This is a genomic window from Chondromyces apiculatus DSM 436 (assembly GCF_000601485.1).
Lineage (GTDB): Bacteria > Myxococcota_A > Polyangia > Polyangiales > Polyangiaceae > Chondromyces > Chondromyces apiculatus.
Genome location: NZ_ASRX01000007.1, coordinates 1 through 14,799 on the forward strand (window position 1 = coordinate 1; position 14,799 = coordinate 14,799).

The 14,799-nt window shown below is 70.5% G+C and carries 12 protein-coding genes and 1 pseudogene; 5 read left to right on the forward strand and 8 right to left on the reverse strand.

All coding sequences use genetic code 11. The annotated features are described in order from the left end of the window. Positions 1–133: 133 nt before the first annotated feature. From CAP_RS05730 to CAP_RS05750, 5 genes are all read right to left on the reverse strand, one after another. Positions 134–1,111, reverse strand: a complete 978-nt coding sequence (locus CAP_RS05730; protein ID WP_044237000.1) for a hypothetical protein — start codon at positions 1,109–1,111, stop codon at positions 134–136. A gap of 223 nt (positions 1,112–1,334) precedes the next feature. Next, positions 1,335–1,550, reverse strand: a complete 216-nt coding sequence (locus CAP_RS05735; protein WP_044237002.1) for a helix-turn-helix domain-containing protein — start codon at positions 1,548–1,550, stop codon at positions 1,335–1,337. Between the two features lie 158 nt (positions 1,551–1,708). Then, positions 1,709–2,332, reverse strand: a complete 624-nt coding sequence (locus CAP_RS05740; protein WP_044237007.1) for a DUF3226 domain-containing protein — start codon at positions 2,330–2,332, stop codon at positions 1,709–1,711. After that, positions 2,332–3,867: an AAA family ATPase gene (locus CAP_RS05745; protein WP_044237011.1), complete on the reverse strand. Its 1,536-nt coding sequence runs from the start codon at positions 3,865–3,867 to the stop codon at positions 2,332–2,334. Before CAP_RS05745 ends, CAP_RS05740 begins: the two co-directional genes overlap by 1 nt. 274 nt (positions 3,868–4,141) lie before the next feature. Further along, the gene (locus CAP_RS05750; RefSeq protein WP_197041021.1) at positions 4,142–5,143 is read right to left on the reverse strand and encodes a hypothetical protein; all 1,002 of its coding nucleotides are present in this window, start codon (positions 5,141–5,143) and stop codon (positions 4,142–4,144) included. 1,070 nt (positions 5,144–6,213) lie between these two features. Between CAP_RS05750 and CAP_RS05760 the strand changes: the two genes are divergently transcribed. Next, entirely contained in the window at positions 6,214–7,719 is a 1,506-nt protein-coding gene (locus CAP_RS05760; RefSeq protein WP_081864605.1) for an SNIPE associated domain-containing protein, read from the forward strand. Positions 7,720–7,785: 66 nt separating this feature from the next. Here the strand turns inward: CAP_RS05760 and CAP_RS05765 are convergent, their stop codons facing one another. Both CAP_RS05765 and CAP_RS05770 read right to left on the reverse strand, forming a co-directional pair. Further along, complete coding sequence (locus CAP_RS05765; protein ID WP_044237016.1) at positions 7,786–8,265, reverse strand: hypothetical protein; 480 nt, start codon at positions 8,263–8,265, stop codon at positions 7,786–7,788. A gap of 25 nt (positions 8,266–8,290) precedes the next feature. Then, positions 8,291–8,989: a hypothetical protein gene (locus CAP_RS05770; RefSeq protein WP_044237018.1), complete on the reverse strand. Its 699-nt coding sequence runs from the start codon at positions 8,987–8,989 to the stop codon at positions 8,291–8,293. Between the two features lie 241 nt (positions 8,990–9,230). On the opposite strand from CAP_RS05770, the gene CAP_RS05775 reads away from it, so the two are divergent. From CAP_RS05775 to CAP_RS05790, 4 genes are all read left to right on the forward strand, one after another. After that, on the forward strand, positions 9,231–10,049 hold the full coding sequence (locus tag CAP_RS05775) for a dienelactone hydrolase family protein (protein WP_044237019.1): 819 nt from the start codon (positions 9,231–9,233) through the stop codon (positions 10,047–10,049). Positions 10,050–10,189: 140 nt separating this feature from the next. Next, on the forward strand, positions 10,190–11,500 hold the full coding sequence (locus tag CAP_RS05780) for a multiheme c-type cytochrome (protein ID WP_156040521.1): 1,311 nt from the start codon (positions 10,190–10,192) through the stop codon (positions 11,498–11,500). A gap of 625 nt (positions 11,501–12,125) precedes the next feature. Next, positions 12,126–13,784 carry an NHL repeat-containing protein gene (locus tag CAP_RS05785; RefSeq protein ID WP_231511147.1) on the forward strand — a complete coding sequence of 553 codons (1,659 nt, stop codon included), beginning with the start codon at positions 12,126–12,128 and terminating at the stop codon, positions 13,782–13,784. A gap of 4 nt (positions 13,785–13,788) precedes the next feature. After that, positions 13,789–14,211 carry a hypothetical protein gene (locus tag CAP_RS05790; RefSeq protein ID WP_044237026.1) on the forward strand — a complete coding sequence of 141 codons (423 nt, stop codon included), beginning with the start codon at positions 13,789–13,791 and terminating at the stop codon, positions 14,209–14,211. A gap of 218 nt (positions 14,212–14,429) precedes the next feature. Here the strand turns inward: CAP_RS05790 and CAP_RS51915 are convergent. Next, a pseudogene (locus tag CAP_RS51915) lies at positions 14,430–14,799 on the reverse strand (right-handed parallel beta-helix repeat-containing protein); the annotation flags it as partial.

The window sequence follows — 14,799 nt, forward strand, 5'->3', positions numbered from 1 at the left end:
GTGCTCCCGTCCTTCACCGCGCCCATCGCGCCACCCTCGCGCATCCCGGGCGCGAAGAACAGGCGGGAGCGCCGCGCGGCCTCGCCCCAGGCCGGGAGCGTGAGCCGTGCGGCAGCCCTGATCGCCGTCGGCGTTACGGCGAGACCGTGAGGTTGTAGGTCATGTCGATCGTGAACGGCCCGTAGGTCACGTGGGTCAGGGTCGCGGTGACGTGGAGCGTGTGCTCCCCGGGTGACAGCGGCTTGAGCATCGCCCAGTACCCGGTGCTCGTCGTCGGCCGCAGCGACCCCACCGGGATCCCGCACGCATTCGCCCCCACCGGCCCGCTCGGCGCCGGGAAGAGCTGCTCCGACGGCACCGCCGACTGCCGGTCCCAGAAGACTCCCGTGTACGCCTCGTGGTCCTCGATGTCCGGCACGCTCACCCCGTCCACCTCCACCGACAGCCCCGAGGCGCTGACGATGTCGTTGTACCCGTCCAGCGGATAGTCCTGGATGAACGCGAGGTCGTGCTTGCAGTTCGCCTCGAACCGCGACTGGAACAGCGTGTTCACCAGCGGGAAGAAGATCGGCTTCCCCGCGGGCAGCGTGCAGGAGCGCGTCTCGGGCTGCCCCGAGGTGTTGCCCGTCAGGAAGAACGCATCACTCGTCTGGTTCTGGTCGCACGCGCCGCCGTTGAAGGGGTGCGTCACCTTCGGCAGCGCGAGCGCCCACTCCCACCACGCCGCGCCCCACTGCCCGAGCGTCTTGCCCTCCACCACCGCGTCCGGCGGGAAGACCAGATCGGGCGTCGCGCCACCCTGCCCGCCTGCACCGACGTCGCCGCCCGCGCCGCCCGTGCCGACATCGCCGCCCGCGCCACCCGGACCGGTTTGCCCGCAGTTCGCCCCGGCCCCTCCATCACCTCCCGTGCCTGACCCACCGCCCCCGTCACTGCATCCAGCAAAGAGCACCACGCTCGACAGCAACACCACGCCACCCAGCAGAGATTTCATGTCCGCGTCCTTTCCAGTTCCTCTGGCGACGAGCCCGGCGTGCACCACGCACACCACGCCCAGCGCCGACATCTGCGTGAACCTCACGGCGTCGCGCGCGATTGCGCTCGGTTTCATTCAGCAGCGCGCAGCTTCGACGCTCGACCCTCGCGCTTCGTTCGTCTCTCGCGGCTCTCTGCGATTGCAAGACGCTGGCCACCCCGCAATGCCGCGCCTCACCGCGCAAGTGCGCGTCCGCCCCGCTCCTCTTGCGCACGAGCGGCGCAACTCGGGCCACCCCTGCCTGATTGACGCAGCCGGCGACGCCCCGCAGCCCGAGCCCGCGACAGAGCCCCTGCGCTCAGCGAGACGCCGCTGCCTGCGCGCGGAACGCCTCCGGTGTCTGCCCCGTCCAGCGCCGGAACGCCCGGTGGAACGCGCTCGGCTCCGGGTAGTCCACGAGCCACGCCACCTCCGCAATCGCCGCCCCACCTCCGAGCAACCCGAGCGCTTGCTCCCGCCGCACCTCGTCGACGAGCCCGTGCAGCCACAAGCTGGTCCGCGCCGACGCCGGCATCGCCGCCTGGCACCGCGGCTACCGGAAGCGCCTCCGAGCGCAGGCGGCGCGGCGAGGACGCATCGCTCACGCGGAGCGGTGACGGCGCTGCGCAGCGGAAGGTGGTTGGCGGAGAGCAGTCCTGGAACCACTGGCCAAGACGGTCAACGGAGCCGCCGTCAGCCGATGGCTCTGCGCAGCCAAGGGGCGAAGCTCCCGAGGCGCGTCTCGCTCACGGTCAACACGTTCTCGCTGACGGCATGTCCCGGCGGCAGGCCCGGCCGCTTTTGCCATGCGAGCCAGGAGCGCATCCGGGCCTTCTGAATGTACTTGAGTGGGAAGAGTCTGCTGGGGAGAGCGTCGACCACGGTCTCGGCATGGCCGAGCAGCGCATCACCGTCGGGGACGAGCCTCTGGAGAACGAAGTCTTCTATGGCGCCCTCCGATCGGCAATCGGGGAATAGCCAGACGGCGACGCGACGGCCATCCGCGAGATCGTGAATGAGGCCATCCTCGGTCGAAGCGTCACCAGGGATCTCGATCTCCGCGGCGCGGAACGCATCGAGGACTTCTTTCCAGCGGCGCTCCGGGCCTCCAGATGGGGCGCAGTCGGCATCGAGCACGAGCACGATACGCTCCCAGTCCGTCTTGACGACGTTGCCCAGCTTCTTCTTCAGCTTGGGCCGGTCGTAGCCCTTCAGGGACGTGGGCTTGTCCTTGAGCTCGGGCAACCCCAGACGGCGCGCGAGTTGTCCAAAGAGGTGCAGGTCGTCCTCGTCCTCGAACAGAGAAGCGATGTTCATCAGCGGACCTCGAGCTCGTCCTGGCTGACCATCTCGAAGGCGTCCGGATCGTCGAAGATGAACGCCTGGAGGGGCCCTGCGCCGCGTCGGCCCAGCCGGATCACCTGGGCCAGGGCCGCGCCTTCTTCCGCCACGCGCAGGTCGCCTCGACGCGCGACCTCGGCGAAGGCGCGCACGCAGTCGAGGCTGTGGGTCGTGGCCACGATCTGGACGTCGAACTGAGCGGACCACGCGGTGAGCAGCTCCCACAGCTTTGTCTGCACGGAGTAGTGCAAGCCTGTGTCGATCTCGTCCACGAGGAGCAGGCCCCCGCGGGCGCCGTGGCAGGCGAGCAGCAGCCCGAGGAAGCGATGCACCCCCGCACCAAGTGCGGTGAGAGGCCGCGGTTTGCGACCTTTCTGAAAGGCCACATGCGCTCGCGGAAGGTCACCCCGAACGTCACGCACGAAGGCGAGACGGGTAATGGTGGGCTCAAGAATCTGGAGGGCTTCGATGACTGCCGCATCGTCGCCGTCGAGCACCGCTTGTTGCCAGATCCTGTCCATGTCCTGCACCGATACGCCTTGCAGGCCGACGAAGGACGAAGGGTAGTGAGATTCCCATGTCGCGTTCGGGTTGCGGAGGCTGGCCCAGTCCGCACGCGTCCGTTCCTCCCAGCCTGGGCCCTCGACTACCAGAAAAACCTCGCCTTCACTGCGATCCTGGCTCTCGATCCAACGTTTGCTGCGGTCCTGGCGGTACCGCCGCAGCTTCATGCTCAACGGGCCTCCCCGGGGGCCGAGCGTGCAGGTCCTCTTCATCGCCTCGGCGGGGCCCTCTTCTCCGAAGATCGTCGCCAGCGCCGCAGCGGCATCACCATCGGCCGACTCGCCGCGCGCATCGAGCATGACGGAAATGTCGTCGGGCGAGGCCGCGCAGGCGTAGACCCGCAGTGCTTCCAGCAGGGTTGTCTTCCCAGTGTTGTTCTTGCCGGTCAGGAGGTTGAGGCGGCTGAGATGGGGGATCTCCAAGAAATCGAAGCACCGGAACCTGCGCACCGTGAAGTCCGAGGGTGGGCGCTGCGGTAGCTGCAAGCCCAGGTAGCGAACCAGGGTGCTGCGCTCCGCCAGAAAGGTGCGCAGTTGCTCGTCATCCTCGGCGGGTGGCGCGATCTCCGGCGCCGGTTCGAGACTCCACCCGGTGACCGGCTCCTCGGCAGGGACGTCATAGGCAGCGCGCAGGCGTTCGGACAGATTGCGGTCGGTCACCACGGCGAGCGCACAGCTCGGATCGAAGCGGGCATCGCCGGGATCCTTGACGCGGAAGCTTCCGACGAGCCGCGGCTTCCGAACGGGTTCCCGCTGCCGGTGATAGACATGGATGACGTCGCCTACAGCCACGCTCCAGACGAGGTTGACCTTCCGATGTGTCCGCCGTGAGAACGCGCTGCGGCACAGGATGCCATCACGCACCGCGAAGCTACTCGTCGCCTCGAAACCAGGGCGGCGGTGGCCTGCATCGTTCTCTGTGTCGGTTGCCTTGTAGAGCCACTGCATCGCCCCGCGACTGTACAGCGTTCGTTTCTGCACCCGCAACGGAGCGCTGTCCCACTGTCGAGCGCCGAAGCCATGGCAGCATGAGGCGCCACAGACGACCACGCGCGCGATCAGCAGCCACGCTCGAAGCTCGCTGGAACGCACACTTGCATGCAAAAAGGGCCGCGCACCTCCCGGCACGCGGCCCTCGCTCCGACGTCAGCGCGTCAGCACCTCGACCCTCGGCGACCTACCGCCTCGGCACCTCGGTGCTGCCGCACCTCACCGCCTCACCTCACCCCGGCGCGCTGGCCGGCGGCGCCTCGGCGACCTCGATCACCGCGGGCGCCGTCACGCTCACCGTGGCCTTGGTCGGGCTCCCGGTCGTGGTCGCGTTCCCGGACGTGGTCGTCGGTGCCGGCGTGGTCGGCTTGCTGGGCCCCGTCGGCGTCGTGGGCTTGTCCGGCACCGGTTTCTCCGGTCCCTCTCCCGAGGCGGCGGCGGGCCGGGTCTTCGGGCGCAGCCGACGCAGCGCCTTCCTGAAGGACAGCCCCTCGAAGCGGACCCGCACCTCGGCCTTCCCGAAACACGCGTTCACCCCGGCCGCGCGCGCCTCGCGCCCGAGCAGGATGGTGTAGGTCAGGATGGCGTTGCGCAGGGTGATGGCGTCGTCGTGCTGGCGGATGCCGAGCACCCCCAGCAGATCCCGCTTCTCGGCGTTGTCGAGCAGCGCCTCGCCTTCGACGAGGAATGCCTCGGTCACGCCGACGGCAGAGAGCTGCTCCTGGCGGGAGCGCGCCTCGCCCATCAGCATCCGCAGATCGGCGATCTCCTCCTCGACGGTGCGCGAGCTGTTCACGTCGGCGAACCTCGCGGCGATGTCCGGCTCGAACACGAACGCCTGCGCCGCGTACGCCTTGAGCCGCGCCCGGAAGGGACGGCTCGCGGCGACGAGCTTGGCCACGTTCAAGGCCCGGAACGCGCCGGTCCGGGCGCCCTCTCCGAACCAGAGATGCGCGGTGTCGAGCAGACGCAGGCCGGTGCGGAACGCCTCCAGGCGCGCCTCGGTGTAGCCCACGCCTTCGAGCACGACAGCGTGCTGCACGGCGGTCAGGTACAGGTCGCGCAGCTCGATCAGGGTGTCGTCGATGGCCTGACTCGGCGCCATCACCTCCTGGACCACCTGGTTCATCTCGGTCCGGACGGTCGCGAGCAGCGCCTCGAACTCGGCCGTGGTGTCCACGGCGCGGGTCTGTACGAGGACGGCTTGCTGTTCAGCAGTTAATTCGATGCCCATGTCACTCCTCCTTCGTGTTCAGTCCTGAACGGGATATTCCGGTCAGGGGGGATGCCTCAGGTGTAAATCCCCGTCGGGCGGAGTCAACGGGCGGCAGTCGATTTTTCCAGGTCGTCCCTGCTTCCCCTTTCCGGGGTTGCCTCTTCGAGGTTTCAGGCAGTCCTGGGCCCCCCAGAGCCGCCCTGTGCATCCCTGGTTCCGAGATCGCGGGGTCCTGGGCGTTGAGGAGCGCCAACGCGGGACTCAATAACGTCCCTGCTGTTCGTAGCGTCGTGCCACCTGGTCGTGGCGCCCGCCCTGCTAGCCGTGGGGTCGTGCCACCCGGTCGTGTTGCCCGCCCTGCTGGTCGTGGCGCCCGCCCTGCCGACCGTTTCACCGGTCCTACCCGTCGTGGCGCTGGCCCTGCCGATCGCGGTGCGCGGTCTGCCGACCGTTCTGTCGATCCGGCCAGCCGTGGCGCCAGCCCTGCCGATCGCTTCGTCGGTCCTGCGGGTCGTGGCGCCCACCCTGCCGCCCGTGGTCCTCGTCCACAAATCGTGGCGCGGCAACACGACCAGCAGGACGGGCAACACGACCGGCAGGGCGGGCAACACGACCGGCAGGGCCAGCGCCACGACCGGCAGGGCCAGCGCCACGACCGGCAGGGCGGGCGCCACGACCGGCAGGGTCGGCGTTACGGCTCGCAGACTGCGCACCACGACCCGCAGGGCCGACGTCACGGCTGGCCGGATCGACAGAACGGTCGGCAGGGCTGGCACCACGACCCCCAAGGCCAGCGCAATGCCCCGCAGACGCGCGGAGATGCTGGCCATGGCCGACGCGGGTCACACCTGGCCAGGGCCCATGTCGGCTACCTGGCCATCTCTGGCCGTCATCCCGCCTCACCACGGAGCCACCACAGACACGCTGGACGATGGCTCGCCGAAGTGCAGCGCCGATCACGCGCGTGGATGGGCGCGTGAGGCGTCGCCCCCCGCCGAACGTCGCCCTCGACGGGCGGGGGCACACCGCTCGCATGGAGCGACGGGAAGGCCGTCTCGCGCGTCGCGACGTGGCCCGCGGAGGACGCGATGGATACGGGCGTGGTGCTGGGGATCTTGTTGCTGGTGGCGATCGCGCTGGGGATCGGCCTGGGGATGTACGCGCGCAAGCTCCGGGCCGAGCGGGACGAGAACGCGCGCGCGCGCGCGCATCTCACCACGCGTTTCCAGACGGTGGTCGACGCCGATCTGGAGCGGCAGCGGGTGCTCGCCGCCACCGAGGCCGAGCGCCAGCGCATCACCGCGGAGACCGCCGCCGAACGCCACCGGGTGCTCGCCGCCACCGAGGCCGAGCGCCAGCGCGTCACCGCGGAGATTGCCGCAGCGCAGCTCTCCGCCAGGCACGCCATGGCCCAGGCGCGCGTCTCCCACGAGCAGGCGCTCCACGCCCTCGGGCAGCAGCGCGCCACGGCGGAGGCCGAGCTGGGGACACTCGGGCCCCGCATCGAGAAGCTGCGGGCGGAGTTCCGCGCGCTCGACGAGGAGGCGAACCTGCAGTCGTTCGGGTTCTACAAGCCCCGGTACGACTTCGCCTCGTCAGAGACCTACCAGGCGCGGCTGGAGGTGGTGCGGGACCAGCAAAAGCAGCGGCTCAAGGACAGGACGGCCGCGGTGGGCAAGGTGGAGTGGACCGTGAACGGGAGCGTGGTCGAGGGGCGCAAGCAGATCAACCAGACCCTGAAGCTCATGCTGCGCGCGTTCAACGGGGAGTGCGACGCGGCCATCACCAAGGTGAAGTACAACAACGTGCAGGTGATGGAGGCGCGCATCCGCAAGGCGCGCGAGGCGATCGGCGCGCTCGCCGAGGTGCAGCAGTGCGAGATCACCAGGGGCTACCTCGACCTCAAGCTGGAGGAACTGGCCCTCGCCCACGAGTACCAGGAGAAGCTCGAACAGGAGCGGGAGGCGCAGCGGCGCATCCGGGAGCAGATGCGCGAGGAGGAGGTCGCCCAGCGGGAGCTGGAGAAGGCCCAGGCAGAAGCGGAGCGGGAGGAGCGTCGCTACGCCGAGGCGCTGCGCAAGGCGCGCGAGGAGGTGGACGGCGCTGCCGGCAAGAAGCAGCAGAAGCTGCTCGGGGAGATCGAGGAGCTGCAGCGCAAGCTCGCCGAGGCGCAGGTGAACAAGCAGCGGGCGGTGTCGCAGGCGCAGCTCACCCGGTCGGGGCACGTGTACGTGATCTCCAACGTGGGGTCGTTCGGGGAGCACGTGTACAAGATCGGGATGACGCGGCGCCTCGATCCGATGGACCGGGTGCGGGAGCTGGGCGACGCGTCGGTGCCCTTCACCTTCGACGTGCACGCGGTGATCTACGCGGAGGACGCGCCTGGCCTGGAGGCGCAGCTCCACCGCACCTTCCACCACCGGCGGGTGAACCGGGTGAACGAGAAGAAAGAGTTCTTCCGGGTCTCGCTGGAGGAGATCGTCGCGGTCGTCCAGACAACGCACGCGGCCGAGGTGGAGTTCGTGACCATGGCCGAGGCCGCGGAGTACCGGAAGACGCTGGCGATGGGCGAGGGAGCGCAGCAGACGACGTGATGCACCCGAGGCTCGCGCCCGTGCCCGTGAGGCGCGATCACCGTCCCCCATCACCTCACAGGGGAGTCAAGCATGCTGCCCGGTGGAGGCCCTCGCGGCGCGCGGCTTCGCGAATATCGCGAGGTACTTCGGAGCGAGGAGGCGGCGCAGAGGACGCTGGAGGAGACCATCGCGCATCCGCCGCGGGGTGCCGTGCACCTGGAGCCTCAGCTCCTCGCCAGCGAAGGAGAAGTCGAGCAGGTCGCATCCTTCGGCGTCGGGCGCAAGGCCGCGTACGAGACCAGGCGTGTACGGCGCCCCGAGTTCTGCCTCCTCCAGCACCGCGAGCCGGGGGCTCAGCAGAAACAGCTGCAGGCACTCGTCATGCGGGACGTCGTCTTTCACGAGCAGGAGGACACCGGGGTGAACGGTGAACTGTCCGTCGAGAGAGACCCCGGGCAAGCGCAAGCCGGTGGGTTTGCCATGCTGCACCAGCTCGCTGCAGGGCAGCCCGTCGGGACCGGTGGATGACAACGGCGCGAGCGTGAATGTGCTGATGCAGTGCATGCAAGAGCAGCTTCGTCACCTGGCATCACCCGGAGGACCACGTGTAGAGGAACTCGCCCCCGAAAGCGCCCGCGATGCCTCCGAGGAAGGCACCGACAGGCACTGCAATGACGGCGCCCGGGCCGAACAGTAAGCCCGCGGCAGCGCCACCGGCAACACCACCGAGGAATCCTCCACCAGCGACGAGGGCCTCGCGCTTGGCGGCCTCAACTTTGTCCTCCGCCGTGGTAATATTGTAAATCGCGATCCCGGCGGAGATCACGAGCAATCCCTTGCCCAGCCTATTGAGGCCCTGTGCCCGCACGTTGACGGAGGGCCGGCTACGCCCCGACGACTCAACGATCTCCAGAAAGACTCTGTTGCGCTCGACCTCGGTGAGGTTCGCGAATTCTTTGTTGAACAGCTCCTTCGCGTACTTTTCGAGCAGCGCGGTGAGCCCGAGGCCCTGCGGCTTCATCTTCTCAACGCCGGCCCGACCGATGTCGCTCGTGCGGAGTCGCGCAATATCCATCAGGCGATTTCGCGTCTCGTTCGCAGCTTGCGCAGCCTCGCGTGCTGTCAGATCGCCACGCTTTACCGCCTCACGCAGTTGCTGCGAGTAGGCCCTAATCACGTGGAAATATTGCTGCCTTACCCGCGCATCGTTGGTGAACCGGGCACCAAACCCCAGCGCCTGCGTCTCTAACTGCCGAAGTGCCTCGTCGAGTTGCTCGCGGTCCGACATCCAGTTTCCTCTGTGCTGCCCTGAGAGCAGGTGCCGCACCAAAGAAGCACGGTCGAACGCCGATGCCAATGCCTGCATCGCGCTAGGCGCGTGGCTCACCAGGGCTGTGAGGACAACGCAAAACGGGGGTGTCCTCGTGCTCGGAGAGGCGACGGTTCCTGGCCGACCTGTACGGCCGCTCAGTTAGGTATTGAAGTGGGCGCCACGCCGCGCGAAGGCACCAACGGCAGAGGAGGCCAGCATGGGTCTGAAGACGGAGTGGGTCCACTACGGTGAGGGGCAGAAGCGCCTCGGGTACTTCTGCGTGCCGGAGGGGGTGACGAAGCCGCTGCCTGCGGTGCTGGTGCTGCAGGAGGCGCTCGGCGTGGACGAGCACATCGAGGACGTGACCCGGCGCTTCGCGCAGGCAGGCTACGCGGCCCTCGCGCCCGACCTGTACGCGCCCGAAGGAAAGCGGCTGCCGGAGCTGACGCGCGCGCGCGTCGCGGAGACGATGGGCTTCCTCGGCGGGGCGCCGCGCACGGTGTGGCGCGACGCGAAGGCGCGCGCGGAGGCGCTGTCGAGCCGCCCGGAGGAGGAGGCGAAGCGCATCGAGGCGTCGTTCGTGGCGATGATGGCGCACGTGGTGAACATGGATCTGCTGATCCCCGCCCTGCTCGACGCGACCCGCTGGCTGCGGGAAGAGTGCCCGCAGACGCGGGGGCAGAAGGTGGGGAGCGTGGGCTACTGTATGGGCGGTGGGCTCTCGGGGTTGCTCGCGACGCACGATCCGGAGCTGGCCGCGGCGGTGATCTACTACGGGCGCTCTCCCGATCCGGCGCGCGCAGAGGCCATCCGTTGCCCGGTGTTCGGGTTCTACGGGGGCGACGACGAGGGCGTCAACGCCACCGTGCCCGCCTTCGCGGAGGCGATGCAGAAGGCCGGCAAGCGCTTCGAGCAGCAGGTGTACCCCGGGGTGCAGCACGCCTTCTTCAACGACACCCGCCCGAGCTACGATGCCGGCGCCTCGCGCGACGCGTTCTCGCGCACGCTCGACATCTTCCGGGCCGAGCTGACCTGAGCTGCGCGTCGCCGGTGCATGCCGTGGCGGTGGCGTTCGATGGCAAGCAGGTGCGGGTACGGGTCGGCGGCGCGGAGGCCTGAACCACGCCCCGACGTGACGCGGGCGCCCGCGCGGTGTACCCCTGTGGGGAGGCAATCGTGCGGTACACGGGGCAGGCGCTTGCGGTGGTCGTCGGGGCGTTCCTCGCGGGAGCCTGCGGGGGAGGAGCGGCGGGTCCGGCGGGTTCGCCTGCGGACGGCAGTCCGGCGTGGATGCACCGGGCGATCACGCCGCAGATGATGCGCTCGAACTACGACGCCTGGGCGTATGTCCACGGGGTGGCGCCGTACGGGCCTGGCGGGGTGGGCAACGGGGCGGTAGCGACGCGGGTCGGGGTCCCTCCGGCGCTGCAGGTGGGGATGCCCGGGGCGGGGATCGGGACCGTGGTGGGCGTGGAGGGAGGCGCGACGATGCCGACGCCGGCGCGGGCGCGGCTGGAGGCGGCGGTGGTCGTGAACCTGTCCTGCGAGAGGTGTCACGCGGACGTGGCGCAGGAGTGGCGGGGATCGCTGCACCACGCGGCGAACACGGAGCCGGCGTACCGGCGGGCGTTCGCGATCGAGCCGCTGCCGTTCTGCCGGTCGTGTCATGCGCCCGAGGCGGTGCCGACGGAGGTGGAGTCTTCGCTGGTCGGGGGGCTCGGGGTCGGGTGCGTGACGTGCCACGTGACGGGCGACGGCGCGGGGGAACTCGCGCGGAACGCGGCGTTCGGGGTCGCGGTGCTGGCGGCGCCCTGGCGGGGCGCGGGGAAGCCGCCGGATGCGCCGCACGGGGTGGTGCGGGAGGCGCGGTTCGGCGGCGCCGAGGCGTGCGCGGGGTGCCACGAGTTCGCGTTCCCGACGGCGCGGGGGGGCGGGGTGGAGTCGCTGATGCAGTCGACGATCACGGAGCACCGGGCGTCGGCGGCCGCGGGTCAGTCGTGCGCGTCGTGCCACATGCCGGCGGGGAAGACAGGGCGGCGGAGCCACGGGTTCGTGGGGTCGCGGGACGAGGCGTTCGTGCGCAGCGCGGTGACGGTGACGGCGCGGCGGATGTCGGCGACGCGCGTTGCGGTGACGCTGACGCCGGCGAACTCGGGGCATGCGTTCCCGACGGGAGATCTGTTCCGGAGGCTGTCGGTGTCGGCCGAGGCGCTGGGGCCCGACGAGATGGTGATGGGCGAGCAGGAGCGGTTCCTGACGCGCCACTTCGTGCTGAGGCCAGGGCAGATCGGGCGGCGGCTGGTGGCCGACGATCGGGTGCACGGGGAGGCGGTGGTGGTGGAGCTGGAGGTGGGTCCCGGCGGGGTGGGCCGGACCATCGGGTGGCAGGTGGCGTATCAGCGCGTGGCGCACCCGAACGGCGTGGACGAGCGGACGGCGACCATCGAGGGCGAGGTGCGGGTGGCGTCGGGCAGGCTGCCGCCCTGAGTGACACGGCAGGGTTCACGCCCTGGCCACCTCGCGGATGGTCAGAGCGTCCGGCGCGGGTCCGCCTCGGAGGGAGCGGCGCAGGGACGAGAAGGCACGGCGGCTCCGGCGCGGTTCATGGATGAGATGGGCCGCAGGGATGCACCTCGGGGCGTGACGAAGCACGTCACGAACGAAGCGGCGCGCGGGCGGGGCGTCGGGGGCGTGCGCGTGCACGTCACGAACGCTGCGCCGCGCGGGCGGGTGCGTCGGGTGGCCGGGCGTCGTTGCGCCGGGCACCGGAGCGAAGACGGCACAGGGGGGCGAGGCGATGAACGGGCGACGAAGGGGGACGAGAGGGCTGTGGGGCTGCGGGTGCGCGCTGGTGATGGTGGGCTGCGGCGCGGCGCAGGCGCCGCACGCGCGCGAGGGACTCCGCGCGCAGGGGGCCGTCTCCGAGACACGTCAGGCAGGCACGCGTCAGGCAGGCACGCGTCAGGCAGGCACGCGTCAGGCAGGCGCGCGTCAGGCAGGCGCGCGTCAGGCGGGCGCGCGGGGGGCCGAGGCGCGTGAGGCGGAGACACGCTCGGAGGTCGGCGCGGATCGGGCGGTCCAGGGGACGTCGCCGGAGGCAGGCGCGGACGCGGTGAGCACGAAGGCAACACCGAGGGCGGCACAGGGCACGATGGTGACGGTCGGGGACGCCCCGGTGGGGCGCGAGGTGACGGTGGGGAGCACCGAAACAGCGGGGGCGGCGGCGGAAAGCCTGCGCTTCACGCCGGTGGCGCACGTGGATTCTTCCCACCACTTGCGGGTGCATCCCATCGAGGGGGCCGTGCTGGTGTCGACGTACGACGTGCCGTCCGCGCGCGAGGTGGCGGGGGGTGAGGGTAGGGCCAGGAGGCCCTACCAGGGCATCTCCATCGGGGTGCTGGAGGGCGGGAAGGTCGCGTTCCCGGAGCGGCTGCGGATGGCGGGGTGCTGCAGCCGGGTGTTCACGGTGGTGGGGCGCTGGCCCGATCAGGTGGATGCGCTGGTCACCGGGTACACGGCGAGGGCGAGCCTCGGGGAGCACTGGGCGCTCGGGGCGCAGGGGTTCCGGCGTCGCGATGCGGACCTCGGGAGGTCCTACACGGGGGTGGCGCAGGTCGGGGCGTCGCTCGTGGGGCTCACCGGGCCCAACGTGTTCGAGGTGAGCCGGCTGGTGACGCTGCGGGGGCCGCTGACGAAGCTGCGGCTCGCGTCGGTGCCGAAGGGGACAGGTGCGCTCCGGGACCAGTCGCCCGTGGATCCGACGGATCTGCGGCCGGAGGCGTTCGGGGCGACGCGCGACGGGACGGTGGTGAGCTACGGGGCGCGCTACGCGGGGGACCGGGCGCTGGAGGTGTGGGCGCGCGGGGAGAAGCAGTCGACGTTCGTGCCGCTGCCCGGGCTGCGCTGGGGGAAGCTGCCCGACGACGCGCGGACGCAGGTGCTGCAAGGGGCCGGGGCGCGCGAGGCGTGGATCGTGGACGGGGTCGTGCTGCGGTACCTGAACGGGAACTGGGAGCGGGTCGATCTGCCGGTGCCAGGCGCGATGGTGAGCATGGGCGCGGTGACGCCCGACGGAGCGCTGTGGGTGGTGGTCGAGGGCGCGGTGTTCAAGCGCGGGGACGGGGTGTGGAGGCGGGCGTCGCTGCCGGAAGGGATGAAAGCCGAGGACCTGGCGGCAGGGAGCGAGGGTGCGGTGTGGGTGGTGGCAGATGGGGTGATCCTGCACCACGGGGGCAAGGAGAAAGGGAAGGCCGCGGAGAAGAGCGCTGCAGGGCCGGGGGGAAACGGCCGGCGTGGAGAGCTGCGAAGCAAGCACGCGAGGAGCGACAGCGGCGACAGCGGCGACAGCGGCGACAGCGGCGACAGCGGCGACAGCGGCGACAGCGGCGACAGCGGCGACAGCGGGGTGAGCACGCCGGGGGGTGGTCGCGACAGGACACCCACGGCACGGGCGGCGCGGGAGGCGTTCCCGAAGCCGGGGGGCGTGAAGTGCGCGCAGAACCTGGTGGTGCTCTCCATGCTCGGCAAAGGGACGCCGGAGGCCTACGATTTTCCGCTGACGCGCAAGGCGCTGAAGGGGCACACGGAACTCGCGGGGGTGCGGTTCGTGGTGACGCAGGACAGGGGGCACCGCTTCCTTTCGGCCTTCACGACCAGCTTCGAGCAAGCGATGAAGCTGCAACGGCTGGTACGCTCGGCAGTGACGGGGTCGACGCCGCGGGTGGTGTGCGCGAAGCCGGATGTGGTGCGGGACGTGGCGATGCATCTGTAGGCGGGTGAGCACGGGCCGGAAGTGCGGGAAAGGCGGCAGGATCCACTTCCCGAAATGGCTGCAGATACCCGGGTACCTGCACCTCGTGGTCGCCGTGCAGGGGCGCTGGCCCGATCAGCTCGAGGTGATCGCCACCTCGACCGATGGGCGGGTGGGCATCGCGGAGCACTGGACGGTGTCGCGCAAGGCGTGGTCCACGCGGCGGGCGGACCATGGAGGGACGTTCTCCGGGGTGGTCTCGGTGGGGAACTCGCTCGTGGGGATGGAGGTGCCCACCATCCTGGGGCGCGGCAAGATCGCGACGCTGCGGGGTCCACAGGTGCCGCTGACGCTGGCGACGGGGCCAGCGGACGCGCAGTGCCGGTTCTGGGATCCGGGGATGAGGGAGCGCCACGACGAGGTGATGAGGCGCTGGTGCGGGTGCTGACCGGGCCCGGAGAGCGGGAGGCGTGGATCGTCGACGGGGAGGTGGCGCTCTACCGAGACGGGACGATCCGCATGGTCGACGCGCCGGTGTGAGGTGGTGAAGGGAGGCTGAAGAGCGGACCGGGAAGGCGGGGAGACGCTTTCCCGGCCAGGTCTTGCGCGGCGCAGATCAGCTCTTGTGCGGCGCAGAGAGGAGGTAGGTCGCTCAGGCGGTCATGATCACTCGTAGGCGCCGAGGGCGATGACGGCCGCGGTGGGGCGGGCGGCGGCGGTGCCGGTGGCCTGGATGGTGGCGGGGGGCGGGAGGAAGAGGGCCCGCGCGAGGGGGGTCGGGAAGGCGTGGCCCGAGATGGTGGTGGGCGCGTTGACGCCGACGCCGCGGAGAGGGCTCGTGGCGGTGAGGCGGACGTCGCGCGCCGCGAGGTTGACGAAGCCAGGGGTGTCCTGGGTGATGCCCTGGGTCAGCCCGGAGGGGATGGTGGAGCCCGCGGGGGTCGCGTTCTTGACGCCCTTGATGAGGGCGCTGCCGCCGGCCCAGTCACCGTCGTCACGGACCACCTGCACGCTGCCGCCGCCGACGCGGTGGAAG

What these genes read in the sequence shown, in the direction of transcription:
- CAP_RS05775 (WP_044237019.1), top strand. Translation starts at nt 9,231, where the DNA reads ATGGGTCTGAAGACGGAGTGGGTCCACTACGGTGAGGGGCAGAAGCGC.
- CAP_RS05770 (WP_044237018.1), bottom strand. Translation starts at nt 8,989, where the DNA reads ATGTCGGACCGCGAGCAACTCGACGAGGCACTTCGGCAGTTAGAGACG.
- CAP_RS05730 (WP_044237000.1), bottom strand. Translation starts at nt 1,111, where the DNA reads ATGAAACCGAGCGCAATCGCGCGCGACGCCGTGAGGTTCACGCAGATG.
- CAP_RS05750 (WP_197041021.1), bottom strand. Translation starts at nt 5,143, where the DNA reads ATGGGCATCGAATTAACTGCTGAACAGCAAGCCGTCCTCGTACAGACC.
- CAP_RS05760 (WP_081864605.1), top strand. Translation starts at nt 6,214, where the DNA reads ATGGATACGGGCGTGGTGCTGGGGATCTTGTTGCTGGTGGCGATCGCG.
- CAP_RS05745 (WP_044237011.1), bottom strand. Translation starts at nt 3,867, where the DNA reads ATGCAGTGGCTCTACAAGGCAACCGACACAGAGAACGATGCAGGCCAC.
- CAP_RS05735 (WP_044237002.1), bottom strand. Translation starts at nt 1,550, where the DNA reads ATGCCGGCGTCGGCGCGGACCAGCTTGTGGCTGCACGGGCTCGTCGAC.
- CAP_RS05765 (WP_044237016.1), bottom strand. Translation starts at nt 8,265, where the DNA reads ATGCACTGCATCAGCACATTCACGCTCGCGCCGTTGTCATCCACCGGT.
- CAP_RS05740 (WP_044237007.1), bottom strand. Translation starts at nt 2,332, where the DNA reads ATGAACATCGCTTCTCTGTTCGAGGACGAGGACGACCTGCACCTCTTT.